Origin of the sequence: Streptomyces sp. NPDC058741 (genome assembly GCF_042746715.1) — a bacterium.
Classification (GTDB): domain Bacteria; phylum Actinomycetota; class Actinomycetes; order Streptomycetales; family Streptomycetaceae; genus Streptomyces.
Map to the genome: position 1 here is coordinate 1 of NZ_JBHYQH010000003.1, position 11,988 is coordinate 11,988.

Annotated in this window: 11 protein-coding genes; 7 read left to right on the plus strand and 4 right to left on the minus strand. The window is 69.8% G+C overall.

The window, feature by feature from the left end:
* The 7 genes from ACFW6P_RS02835 to ACFW6P_RS02865 all read left to right on the plus strand — a co-directional run.
* Positions 1 to 473 (plus strand): FHA domain-containing protein (locus tag ACFW6P_RS02835; RefSeq protein WP_386422789.1); only part of this gene is annotated, 473 nt, incomplete at its 5' end.
* Between the two features lie 10 nt (positions 474 to 483).
* A complete protein-coding gene (locus ACFW6P_RS02840; RefSeq protein ID WP_356441868.1) occupies positions 484 to 993 on the plus strand; it encodes an FHA domain-containing protein in 510 nt (169 codons plus the stop codon).
* Positions 994 to 1,133: 140 nt separating this feature from the next.
* Positions 1,134 to 2,672, plus strand: a complete 1,539-nt coding sequence (locus tag ACFW6P_RS02845) for a Stp1/IreP family PP2C-type Ser/Thr phosphatase (RefSeq protein WP_386422793.1) — start codon at positions 1,134 to 1,136, stop codon at positions 2,670 to 2,672.
* Positions 2,673 to 2,699: 27 nt separating this feature from the next.
* Positions 2,700 to 4,154: an FtsW/RodA/SpoVE family cell cycle protein gene (locus tag ACFW6P_RS02850; RefSeq protein ID WP_386349317.1), complete on the plus strand. Its 1,455-nt coding sequence runs from the start codon at positions 2,700 to 2,702 to the stop codon at positions 4,152 to 4,154.
* Complete coding sequence (locus ACFW6P_RS02855; protein WP_386349314.1) at positions 4,151 to 5,629, plus strand: peptidoglycan D,D-transpeptidase FtsI family protein; 1,479 nt, start codon at positions 4,151 to 4,153, stop codon at positions 5,627 to 5,629. Before ACFW6P_RS02850 ends, ACFW6P_RS02855 begins: the two co-directional genes overlap by 4 nt.
* 168 nt (positions 5,630 to 5,797) lie before the next feature.
* Positions 5,798 to 7,825: a Stk1 family PASTA domain-containing Ser/Thr kinase gene (gene pknB, locus ACFW6P_RS02860; RefSeq protein ID WP_386349311.1), complete on the plus strand. Its 2,028-nt coding sequence runs from the start codon at positions 5,798 to 5,800 to the stop codon at positions 7,823 to 7,825.
* 167 nt (positions 7,826 to 7,992) lie between these two features.
* A complete protein-coding gene (locus ACFW6P_RS02865; RefSeq protein WP_386422794.1) occupies positions 7,993 to 9,018 on the plus strand; it encodes a restriction endonuclease in 1,026 nt (341 codons plus the stop codon).
* Here ACFW6P_RS02865 and ACFW6P_RS02870 read toward each other — a convergent pair.
* From ACFW6P_RS02870 to ACFW6P_RS02885, 4 genes are read right to left on the minus strand one after another with little or no spacing between them, the layout of a single operon-like run.
* Positions 9,015 to 9,761, minus strand: coding sequence for a class E sortase (locus ACFW6P_RS02870; protein ID WP_386349305.1), 747 nt, complete (start codon positions 9,759 to 9,761; stop codon positions 9,015 to 9,017). The two genes, ACFW6P_RS02865 and ACFW6P_RS02870, sit on opposite strands and share 4 nt — an antisense overlap.
* 13 nt (positions 9,762 to 9,774) lie before the next feature.
* Positions 9,775 to 10,938, minus strand: coding sequence for a class E sortase (locus tag ACFW6P_RS02875; protein ID WP_386422795.1), 1,164 nt, complete (start codon positions 10,936 to 10,938; stop codon positions 9,775 to 9,777).
* Positions 10,935 to 11,573: an aminodeoxychorismate/anthranilate synthase component II gene (locus ACFW6P_RS02880; protein ID WP_386349299.1), complete on the minus strand. Its 639-nt coding sequence runs from the start codon at positions 11,571 to 11,573 to the stop codon at positions 10,935 to 10,937. Before ACFW6P_RS02880 ends, ACFW6P_RS02875 begins: the two co-directional genes overlap by 4 nt.
* Positions 11,570 to 11,767 (minus strand): hypothetical protein, encoded by a 198-nt coding sequence (locus ACFW6P_RS02885; protein ID WP_033309918.1) that lies wholly within the window; start codon positions 11,765 to 11,767, stop codon positions 11,570 to 11,572. Before ACFW6P_RS02885 ends, ACFW6P_RS02880 begins: the two co-directional genes overlap by 4 nt.
* Positions 11,768 to 11,988: the final 221 nt, after the last annotated feature.

Here is an 11,988-nt window from a genome sequence, read left to right on the forward strand (position 1 = left end):
CAGCAGCGCGGCGAGCAGGACGAAGGGGTTCGCCAGACGGGGGCGGGGGGCCGGTGCCGTCTCCAGTTCCGGTTCCGCGTCCGCGACCGCCTCCGGGCTTCGCCGGCGGCGGAGGATTCGGGCCAGGCGGCGGCGCTGCAGGGCGTCGGCCCGCCCCCGGCGGAGCCGCTCCCGCGTCCTCCCCGGGCGCCCCGCGACGCCACTGGATCGAGATCAACGGCACCCGCCACCAGATCTCCCGCCCGACGCTCGTGCTGGGCCGCAGCACCGACGCCGACGTGCGGATCGACGACCCCGGTGTCTCCCGCCGGCACTGCGAGATCCGGACCGGAACGCCCTCGACGATCCAGGATCTCGGGTCCACCAACGGCATCGTGGTGGACGGGCAGCACACCACCCGCGCTACGCTCCGCGACGGCTCGCGGATCGTCGTGGGCAGCACCACCATCATTTACCGGCAAGCCGAAGGGTGAAGCGGGGGCAATGTCAGAGCTGACCCTCACGGTCATGCGGCTGGGTTTCCTGGCCGTACTGTGGCTGTTCGTGATCGTGGCCGTGCAGGTCATCCGGAGCGACCTGTTCGGCACGCGGGTCACGCAGCGCGGTGCACGTCGCGAGGCCGGCCGGCAGCAGGCCGCCGCCCGCCAGGCGCCGCCGCAGCAGCGCCAGCAGTCCGGCGGCGGCCGGCGCGGCCGCAACGCCCCCACCAAGCTGGTCGTGACCGAGGGCACCCTCACCGGCACCACGGTCGCGCTCCAGGGCCAGACGATCACCCTGGGCCGGGCGCACGACTCCACGATCGTGCTGGACGACGACTACGCCTCCAGCCGCCATGCCAGGATCTACCCGGACCGCGACGGCCAGTGGATCGTCGAGGACCTCGGCTCCACCAACGGCACGTACCTGGACCGGAACCGGCTGACGACTCCCACACCGATCGCGCTGGGCGCGCCGATCCGCATCGGCAAGACCGTCATCGAGCTGCGGAAGTAGTGCTACATCATGGATAGGCGCGAGCGGAGCGAGCACGCGGTGGCGGGCCCCATCCCGGCCCCCCGCGCGCTCCCGACCGGAGGGTGGGCAGTGTGGCTCGACACGACCGGCTGTACCCGGAGCCGACGGGCGAGGTGCGCATGAGTCTGTCACTGCGCTTCGCGGCCGGATCACACAAGGGCATGATCCGGGAGGGCAACGAGGACTCCGGTTACGCAGGCCCCCGCCTGCTCGCCATCGCCGACGGCATGGGCGGCGCCGCGGCCGGTGAGGTCGCCTCCTCCGAGGCCATCTCCACGATCGTCGCGCTCGACGACGACGTCCCCGGCTCCGACCTCCTCACCTCGCTCGGCACCGCGGTCCAGCGCGCCAACGAACAGTTGCGCTCCATGGTCGAGGACGACCCCCAGCTGGAGGGCATGGGGACCACCCTGACCGCCCTGCTGTGGACGGGCCAGCGCCTCGGCCTGGTGCACGTCGGCGACTCGCGCGCGTATCTGCTGCGCGACGGCGTCCTGACGCAGATCACGCAGGACCACACCTGGGTGCAGCGCCTGGTCGACGAGGGCCGCATCACCGAGGAAGAGGCCACGACCCACCCGCAGCGCTCGCTGCTGATGCGCGCGCTCGGCTCCGGCGACCACGTCGAGCCGGACCTGTCCATCCGTGAGGTCCGCGCCGGCGACCGCTACCTGATCTGCTCCGACGGCCTGTCCGGCGTGGTGTCCCACCAGACCCTGGAGGACACCCTCGCCAGCTACCAGGGCCCGCAGGAGACCGTCCAGAACCTGATCGAGCTGGCCCTGCGCGGCGGCGGCCCGGACAACATCACGGTGATCGTCGCCGACGTCCTCGACCTGGACACCGGTGACACCCTCGCCGGGCAGCTGTCCGACACCCCGGTCGTGGTCGGCGCGGTCGCCGAGAACCAGCACCAGTTGCACGACAACGGCATCATGCAGACCCCGGCCGGCCGCGCCGCCGGGCTCGGCCGCCACGGGCAGGGCGGAGGCGGCGAGTTCGGCCCGCCCGGCTCCGGCGACACCACCGGCTACATCCCGGCCGCCGGTTTCGACTACGGCGACGACGACTTCAGCAAGCCCCGCAGGAAGGGCCGCTGGCTGAAGAGGTCCTTCTACGGCGTGCTCGCGCTGGCCGTCGTCGGCGGCGCCCTGTACGGCGGCTACCGCTGGACACAGACGCAGTACTACGTCGGCGTCGAGGACGAGCACGTCGCACTGTACCGGGGCATCAGCCAGGACCTGGCCTGGGTGTCGCTGTCGAAGGTCGAGCAGGACCACCCCGAGATCGAACTCAAGTACCTGCCGCCCTACCAGCAGAAGCTGGTCGAGGCGACCATCGCCGAGGGCGGGCTGAAGAACGCCCGGGCGAAGATCCAGGAACTGTCGGTGCAGGCCTCCGCGTGCAAGAAGCAGGCGCAGCGGCGCGAGGCCGAGAGCAAGAACAACGCCAGGACCGGCGAGGGCGAGGCCGGGGGCACCACGGGAACCACTCCCGCCTCCTTCACGTCCAAGGCCACACCGACACCGAACCCGTCGGGCTCCCCGTCGGCGCCGGAGAAGTCCACGCCCCCGACCACGACCGCACCCACTCCCAGCCCCGGCCCCAGCCTCTCGGAGGAAGAGCAGAAGGTCGTCTCGCTGTGCGGTAAGCAGTAGGCAAGCCGTGAGAGGCCCTGTCACAAGATGAGCGGTACGAACACGTCGCACTCGGCGACGCACCACACGTCCACGATCGGCGCGATCGGCGCGCCGAGCAGACGCAACACCGAACTGGCGCTGCTGGTCTTCGCCGTCGTCATCCCGGTGTTCGCCTACCTCAACGTCGGCCTGGCCATCAGCGACGAGGTGCCCTCCGGACTGCTGAGCTACGGCCTGGGTCTGGGCCTGCTGGCCGGGGTGGGGCATCTCGTCGTACGGAAGTTCGCACCGTACGCGGACCCGCTGATGCTGCCGCTGGCGACGCTGCTCAACGGCGTGGGACTGGTGGTCATCTGGCGGCTGGACCAGTCGAAGCGGCTGCAGGCGAGCAACTCCTTCGTCGAGGCGGCACCGCGCCAGCTGCTGTACTCCGCGATGGGCGTCGCGCTGCTGGTGGCCGTACTGATCTTCCTCAAGGACCACCGCGTCCTGCAGCGCTACACCTACATCTCCATGGCGGGCGCGCTGTTCCTGCTCGTCCTGCCGCTGGTGCCGGGCCTCGGCGCGAACATCTACGGCGCCAAGATCTGGATCAAGATCCCCGGCCTCGGCACGCTGCAGCCCGGTGAGTTCGCGAAGATCGTCCTCGCGGTGTTCTTCGCCGGCTACCTCATGGTCAAGCGGGACGCCCTGGCGCTGGCCAGCCGCCGCTTCATGGGCCTGTACCTGCCGCGCGGCCGCGACCTGGGCCCGATCCTCGTGGTCTGGGTGATCTCGATCCTCATCCTGGTCTTCGAGACCGACCTCGGCACGTCCCTGCTGTTCTTCGGGATGTTCGTCATCATGCTGTACGTCGCCACCGAGCGGACCAGCTGGATCGTGTTCGGTCTGCTGATGTCCGCGGTCGGCGCCGTGGGCGTGGCGAGCTTCGAGCCGCACATCCAGACGCGTGTGCAGGCCTGGCTGGACCCGATGCGCGAGTTCGAACTCTCCCGCGCGGGCGTCCAGGACGGCATCGTCCACTCCGAGCAGGCCATGCAGGCGCTGTGGGCGTTCGGCTCCGGCGGCACCCTCGGCACCGGCCTCGGGCAGGGCAACTCCGATCTCATCGGCTTCGCCGCCAACTCCGACTTCATCCTCGCCACCTTCGGCGAGGAGCTCGGGCTGGCCGGCGTCATGGCGATCCTGCTGCTCTACGGGCTGATCGTCGAGCGCGGTGTCCGGACGGCGCTGGCGGCCCGCGACCCGTTCGGCAAGCTGCTGGCCATCGGCCTGTCCGGTGCCTTCGCCCTCCAGGTCTTCGTCGTGGCCGGCGGTGTCATGGGCCTCATCCCGCTGACCGGTATGACCCTGCCCTTCGTGGCCTACGGCGGTTCCTCCGTGATCGCCAACTGGGCCCTGATCGGCATCCTGCTGCGCATCAGCGACACCGCACGCCGTCCCGCCCCGACCCCGGCAGGCAACCCCGACGCCGAGATGACTCAGGTGGTCCGCCCGTGAACAAGCCCCTGCGCAGAATCGCGATCTTCTGCGGTCTGCTCGTCCTGGCCCTGCTGATCCGCGACAACTGGATCCAGTACGTCCAGGCCGACGAGCTGAAGTCCGACAAGAACAACCGGCGCGTGGTCATCCAGCGCTACGCCTCACCGCGCGGCGACATCATCGTCGACGGGAAGCCCGTCACCGGCTCCACGGAGACCTCGGGCAGCGACTTCAAGTTCAAGCGGACCTACAAGGACGGCGCCATGTGGGCGCCGGTCACCGGCTACGCCTCGCAGGCCTTCGGCGCCACCCAGTTGGAGTCGATCGAGGACGGCATCCTCACCGGCAACGACGACCGGCTGTTCTTCCGCAACACCCTCGACATGCTCACCGGCAAGAAGCAGGAGGGCGGCAACGTCGTGACGACGCTCAACACCGCCGCGCAGAAGGCCGCGTACAACGGCCTGAAGCAGCAGGGCGGCAAGGGCGCCGTCGCCGCCATCGAGCCGTCGACGGGCAAGATCCTGGCCCTGGCCTCCTACCCGTCCTACGACCCGTCGTCCTTCGCGGGCAACTCCACGACGACGGACACCGAGGCCTGGCAGAAGCTGCAGAAGAAGAACAACCCCAACGACCCGATGCTCAACCGGGCGCTGCGCGAGACCTACCCGCCCGGCTCCACCTTCAAGGTGCTCACCGCGGCCGCGGCCCTGGAGGACGGGCTGTACACGGACCCGGACGGCAAGACCGACTCGCCGGACCCCTGGGTCATGGAGGGCACCACCACGAAGCTGCCCAACGAAGGCGACATCCCCTGCGAGAACGCGACTCTGCGGGTGGCCCTCCAGTACTCCTGCAACACCGTCTTCGGCAAGATCGGTTCGGACCTCGGCAACGACAAGATGCTGGACATGGCGAAGAAGTTCGGCTTCGGCGAGGAGCACTTCACGCCCGTCCGCTCCAACGCCTCGGTCTTCTCCGACGACATGAACCCGTCGGAGACCGCGCTGTCGTCGATCGGCCAGTTCAACACCGCCGCGACCCCGCTGCAGATGGCCATGGTCGCCTCGGCCGTCGCCAACAACGGCACGCTGATGAAGCCGTACATGGTCGACGAGCTCCAGGCCCGCAGCGTCGACACCATCGAGAAGACGGACCCGGAGGAGTACAGCCGGCCCCTGTCCTCCGAGAACGCCCAGAAGCTGCAGTCGATGATGGAGACGGTGGTCGAGGAGGGCACGGGCTCGAAGGCCAGGATCCCGGGCGTCACGGTGGGCGGCAAGACCGGTACCGCCCAGCACGGCGTGGACAACAGCGAGAACCCCTACGCGTGGTTCATCTCCTACGCCAAGACAGAGGACGGCAGCTCGCCGGTGGCCGTGGCGGTCGTGATCGAGGACGACAACGCCGTCCGTGACGACATCTCCGGCGGCGGCCTCGCGGCGCCGATCGCGAGGAGCGTGATGGAGGCGGTCGTCGACAGCAAGAAGTGACCCCGCTCACGTCTGCTTCACATCGCCGCACGTTGCGATACCGGTCCTGTATCGGCTGACGGGCTTGGCCAGGTCACACAATGCGAGCCGGGTACGGTAGGCCCGGACGGCAGTCTCCGACCGCACAGACTTCCGGTCGGGACCGACGGAGAGGGCTGGTAGGTAGCTATGGAAGAGCCGCGTCGCCTCGGCGGCCGGTACGAACTGGGCCAGGTGCTCGGGCGTGGTGGCATGGCGGAGGTCTACCTCGCGCATGACACCCGCCTCGGCCGCACCGTGGCGGTGAAGACGCTGCGCGCGGACCTCGCGCGTGACCCTTCCTTCCAGGCCCGGTTCCGCCGGGAGGCCCAGTCGGCCGCCTCGCTCAACCATCCCGCGATCGTCGCGGTCTACGACACGGGCGAGGACTACATCGACAACGTGTCGATCCCGTACATCGTGATGGAGTACGTCGACGGCTCCACCCTCCGTGAGCTCCTGCACTCCGGCCGCAAGCTGCTGCCGGAGCGGGCCATGGAGATGACCATCGGCATCCTCCAGGGCCTGGAGTACGCCCACCGCAACGGCATCGTCCACCGTGACATCAAGCCCGCGAACGTCATGCTGACGCGCAACGGCCAGGTCAAGGTGATGGACTTCGGCATCGCCCGCGCCATGGGCGACTCCGGCATGACGATGACGCAGACCGCGGCCGTCATCGGCACCGCCCAGTACCTCTCCCCGGAGCAGGCCAAGGGCGAGCAGGTGGACGCCCGCTCGGACCTGTACTCCACCGGCTGCCTGCTGTACGAGCTGCTGACCGTCCGTCCGCCCTTCGTCGGCGACTCCCCGGTCGCCGTCGCGTACCAGCACGTGCGGGAGGAGGCGCAGGCCCCCTCGGTCTTCGACCCCGAGATCACGCCCGAGATGGACGCGATCGTCCTCAAGGCGCTCGTCAAGGACCCCGACTACCGCTACCAGTCGGCGGACGAGATGCGCGCCGACATCGAGGCCTGCCTGGACGGCCAGCCGGTCGCGGCGACGGCCGCGATGGGCTCCGTGGGCTACGGCGGCTACCCCGACGACCAGGCGACGACGGCCCTGCGCGCGGACTCCGGCGCGCCCACGTCGATGCTGCCGCCCATGAACCCGAACGACGGCGGCTACGGCTACGACGAACGCCCCGACCGGCGCCGCGGGCAGCAGCGCAAGTCGAACACCTCCACGGTCCTGCTCGTGGTGGCGGGCGTCCTGGTGCTCGTGGGGGCCATCCTGATCGGGCGCTGGGCGTTCAGCGGCGACGGGATCGACAACAAGACGATCCCCGCTCCGCGCCTCGTCGGGGAGAAACTGGCCGACGCCCGGCAGTTGGCGAAGAACAGCGATCTCAAGCTGAGCACCACCGACAAGCCCTGCGAGAACCAGAGCAAGGGCAAGATCTGCGAGCAGGACCCGAAGGCGGGGGTGGACGTCAAGAAGGGCGACACCATCAACGTCGTGGTGTCCACCGGGGCGCCGAAGGTGGCGGTGCCGAGTGTCGTCGGCGACAGCCTCGACGACGCCAAGGCGACGCTGGAGAGCGACAAGTACGAGTTCGAGGTCGAGACCAGGACGAAGGTCTCCGGCGAGGAACCCGGCACCGTCCTGGCGCAGGACCCGGAGCTCGGCGCGGAGGTGGAGAAGGGTTCCACGATCACCCTCACCGTCGCCAAGGCGGAGGAGAAGTCCACCGTGCCGGACGTCCTCGGCCAGTCCTGTGACGCGGCCAAGCAGCAGATGCAGGCCAGCGACCTGGTCGGCAACTGCACCGAGGTGGAGACGGACGTCGACAACCAGGTCGGCAAGGTCATCGCGACCACGCCGCAGGCCGGCTCCTCCGTCGACAAGAACTCGTCGGTCAACATCCAGATCGGCAAGAAGAAGCAGAAGCAGAAGACCCGCGTGCCTCAGGTCGTCGGCCAGACGGTCGGCCAGGCCAAGCAGACCCTCGCGCAGGCCGGCTTCACCAAGATCCAGTTCGCGGGCGGCAGCGACCAGAGCGACAACGCCCTCGTCGCGGCGCAGAACCCCCAGCCCAACCAGGAAGTCGACGACCCGGCGGGCACGACGGTCACCCTCCAGACCGTGGGCCTCGGCGGCAACAACGGCGGAAACGACAACGGCGGCGGCAACAACGGCGGCATCTTCGGCGGCATCACCGGCCGCCAGGAGAACTGACCCCAGGACCCCCGCGACTCGCCCGACCAGGGCCCCGGCCCCCTCGAGGGGCCGGGGCCCTGGCGTGTGGGTGCGTCCGACGATCGTGTCTTCACATGTGACGACTCGTTCACCGGGTGGGGTGGGTCATCGGGACCGGCCCCGCGTCGCGAGTCGAAGGGCAGGACGTGATCGACGAAAGGGCTCTGCTGGAGTCGCAGACTCTGCGCAGCAGTGTGCTGGAGCGCACCGACGTACTCGACAAGGTCAAGACGCTGTCGTTGCTGCCGGACGGGCTGCATGTGACGACGGCGATGGTGGCGGCGTACTTCGAGGTCGGTCTCGAGGCCGTCAAGTCACTCGTCAAGGACCACCGAACCGAACTGGAGGCCAGCGGCTACCACTTGCTGACCGGTGAGGAACTGAGGTTCTTCAAGAACCTCAGTGGAACTCAGTCACGCACCCGCTCCCTCGCCCTCTTCCCCCGACGTGCCGTCCTCAACGTCGCCATGCTGCTCCGCGACAGCGAAGTCGCACGTCAGGTGCGTGTGTACCTGCTGGACATGGAGCACCTGGCGCGTACACAGCCTGTGGACAACCCGTCCTCGCGGGAGGACGGCACGTCCCTCGACCATCGCATCGACCGGCGTATCAGCCACATCCTCGGCAAGAGCGTCCTGCCGTTGTTCAACGCCCTCATCGAGTCCTCCGGCGAGCAGCGCCGTGAACTGGTGGAGCTGCGCGCGGACATCGAGAACGTCGAACGCCGGCTCTGCCTGCACCACAGGCGCCTCAGCGCCGTGGAAGGGGGGACGTCGACGGGCCGCGCCGCGGTCACGCTCCCGACCATGACATGGCAGGCCCTGGAGCGTCATGTCGCCGGACTGCTAAGCCGGGACGGCTGTACGGAGGTCGTGATCCGGCGGGTCCGTGACGACCGGGGTGTCGACGTCACCGCGCGCACCGCCGACGGCCGCTGCGTCGCCGTCCGGTGTGCATCCCGGGCCGGGCGGGCGTTCCTCCCCGGCGCGGACATGCGGAAGTTCACGGGTGCGGTGCGGACCGTCGACCGCGTAGACGTCGCCCTGTTCGTCACCACCTGCGCCTTCAGCCGCGAGGCGCAGGCGATCGCCGGCCTGACCGGCGTCGTCCCGGTGGACCGCGCCGCGCTGCAGACGTGGAGTGCCGGCGAGCGGCTCGACGCGCTGCGCTAGGAGCGCAGTTCCTTCGGCGGTGTCCGGTCCTCATCGACCTTCTCCACCCGCTCCAGCTCGCCCCACACGACGTACCGGTACGTGCTCGTGTACAGGGGCGTGCACGTCGTCAGCGTGATGTAGTGGCCCGGCTTCTTCCTGCCGGACTCCTTCGGGATCGGCGACAGGACCTCGACGTTGTACTTCGAGGTCTCCGGGAGGATGCCGTAGACCTTGTAGACGTACCAGTCGTCCTTCGTCTCGAAGACGATCGGGTCGCCCTTCTCGATCTTGTCGATGTTGTGGAACTTGGCGCCGTGGCCGTCGCGATGGGCGGCCAGGGAGAAGTTGCCGGTCCTGCCCGACATCGGCAGGGTCGCCTTGACGGGGTCGGTGTAGTAGCCGGCGACACCGTCGTTGAGGATCTTGCTCGAAGTGCCCTTCTCGACCAGGACCTCGCTGCCGCTCATCGCGGGCACGTGCAGGAAGCCGATCCCGTTCTTCGTGTCCAGCGCACCCGGACCGCCTCGCCCGCGCGCCCAGTCGTCACGCACCTGGTCGGCCTGCTTGCCCGCGGCCCGGTCGGCGACGACGTTCGTCCACCACAGCGAGTAGACGACGAACAGGCCGAGGATCAGGCCCGTGGTGATGAGGAGTTCCCCGAAGAGGCTGACCGCCGTCGCGGTCGGGCCGGAGCGGCGCCGTGCCGCGGGGGGCCTGGACGCCGTGCCGGTGTGCTCTTCGTGCTCGGTGGTCGCTGCCACTGGTCATCTGCCCTTAACTGACGAGCGCATCCGGCTTGCCCTTGCTGCGCGGCCGTTCCTCGACCATCTTGCCCCAGACGATCATCCGGTACTTGCTGGTGAACTCCGGCGTGCACGTGGTCAGCGTGATGTAGCGGCCGGGCTCGGTGAAGCCGGACCCCGCGGGGACCGGGTTCAGGACGCTGGTGTTGCTCGGTGGTGTCACCGGCAGGATCGACGCCATCTTGTAGACGAAGTACTCGTCCTGCGTCTCCACGACGATCGGATCGCCGGGCGAGAGCCTGTTGATGTACCGGAACGGCTCCCCGTGCGTGTTGCGGTGCCCCGCCAGACCGAAGTTGCCGGTCTTGTCGCCGGGCATCGCGGTCTTCAGCGCGCCCTCGGCGTAGTGCCCGACCATGCCGCGGTCGAGGACGCCCTTGCTGCTGGTGCCCTCCGCGATCGGCACCACGACGTCCAGCTTCGGGATGTGCAGGATGGCGAACCCCTGCCCCGGCTCGAAGGCGCCCGGGTTGCGCTTGCCGTTGGCCCAGTCGTTCTGGAGGCTGCTGGCCTCCTTGCCCGCCTGTGCGTGGGCCCGGACGTTCGTCCACCACAGCTGGTAGGTGACGAACAGCAGCATCAGCACGCCGGTGGTGATGAACACCTCACCGATGGCCCGGCTGGCCATGACGGCCGCCCCCGGCTTGCGCGCCCGCGCCTGCCGCCGGGCCTCGACCCGCGACAGCGGCGCCCCGGACGCCGCCCGGGCCGGGACCTGCCCTCGCGGGGACGCCTCCGCGGCCCCGCCATGACGCCCGTGGCGGCCCTTGGCGGCCTTTCTGCGGGCCGCGCGGCCACCGGGTGAGGGTCCGTCGCGGCGCACGGCCGACGCGGCGCGAGAGCCCGCTGCGGACTCGCCCGCCCCGGGCGGCGGATCCGGGATCCGCAGCGCCACCGTCTCCTCGTCGATCACGGGCGGCGGCCGATACCCCTCCTCCGCGGCGGGCTGGTACGGCGCCGCGTACGGCTCCGGCTCCGGCACGTGGGGCCGCGGGCCGGGCCCGGGCGCGTACGGCTGCCGCGCGGCGGCCTCGTACGCCCCTGTCCCCGACCAGTCCTCGAACGCGCCCGGCGCCCCGTACGACTGCTGCCCGTACGAGGTGTCGGACTCGCGCTCGGGGCGCAGCGCGGTCACGCCGTGGCCCTGCCCACCACCGGGGCGAGCCCGGCCGACCTCGCCACCGCGTCCTGGTCGCCGCACTCCACCAGCCAGTTGGCCAGCATCCGGTGCCCGTGCTCGGTCAGCACCGACTCGGGGTGGAACTGCACGCCCTCGACGGGCAGTTCGCGGTGCCTGAGGCCCATGACGATGCCGTCGTGCGTCCGGGCGGTGACCTCCAACTCGGGCGGGACCGTGGCCGGCTCGGCGGCCAGCGAGTGGTACCGCGTCGCCGTGAAGGGCGAGGGCAGGCCCGCGAAGACGCCCCCGCCGTCGTGCTCGACCAGGGACGTCTTGCCGTGCAGCAGCTCCGGAGCGCGGTCCACCACACCGCCGTACGCCACCTGCATCGACTGCATGCCCAGGCAGACGCCGAAGACCGGGACGCCCGTGCCGGCGCAGTGCCGGACCATGTCGACGCACACACCGGCCTGCTCGGGCGTGCCCGGTCCCGGGGAGAGCAGGACACCGTCGAAGCCGTCCTGCGCGTGCGCCGTCGAGACCTCGTCGTTGCGCAGGACCTCGCACTCGGCGCCCAGCTGGTACAGGTACTGGACCAGGTTGAAGACGAAGCTGTCGTAGTTGTCGACGACGAGAATGCGCGCGCTCACTGGTTGTCCACCGTCACATCGTTGAAGGGCAGCAGCGGTTCCGCCCACGGGAAGACGTACTGGAAGAGGACGTAGACCACGGCCACGACCAGGACGAGCGAGATCACTGCCTTGACCCACGTGTTACCCGGCAGATGCCGCCAGATCCAGCCGTACATGCCGTCCCTTCCGTCGTACCACGGCACCAGACCCACGCCGTACAGCCACCAGACTAGCGGCGCGACCCCTGCGGTTTCCCGGCCTCCGCCGGCTGGGCCGAGTCCGGATGCGCCCGGACGGTCAGCCGACGACCGCGCCCGCTCCGGTTCGCACCCGCACGCCTGCACCCCGAAGTACGGGTGACGGGGCCGATCACCTCGATGTCCGAGGGCACTCTCCTGCGCGGACTCGGTGACGCGCGGTTCCCCGAGTGCCC